This is a genomic window from Corynebacterium sp. UMB6689, assembly GCF_030215295.1.
Lineage (GTDB): Bacteria > Actinomycetota > Actinomycetes > Mycobacteriales > Mycobacteriaceae > Corynebacterium > Corynebacterium aurimucosum.
Genome location: NZ_JASOLS010000166.1, coordinates 1 through 274 on the forward strand (window position 1 = coordinate 1; position 274 = coordinate 274).

Annotated in this window: 1 protein-coding gene; it reads left to right on the plus strand. The window is 54.4% G+C overall.

Annotated elements, in window-relative coordinates; translation table 11 throughout:
* Positions 1-61 precede the first annotated feature (61 nt).
* On the plus strand, positions 62-274 hold a 213-nt coding region (locus QP363_RS13095; protein ID WP_284764802.1), incomplete at its 3' end, for an L-threonylcarbamoyladenylate synthase.

Below are 274 nucleotides of genomic sequence, written 5' to 3' on the forward strand. Positions count from 1 at the left end.
CATGAAGGATCTTACTGGTCGAGATCGTTATCTATTTGCTCGTCGCCCTAAAATGGGGGACATGAATGTGTATCCAGCTTCCGAAGCCGCCCAGCCGTTGCAAGAGGCAGCCCAGAAGGGCGAGCTAGTTGTTATTCCCACTGACACTGTGTATGGAATCGGGGCAGATCCGCGAAATGCGCAGGCTGTCTCCAAACTATTAGCTGCTAAGGGTAGGACCGGGCAGATGCCTCCGCCGGTGTTGGTGTCTGCTTTGGAGGACTGGAAACTGGTG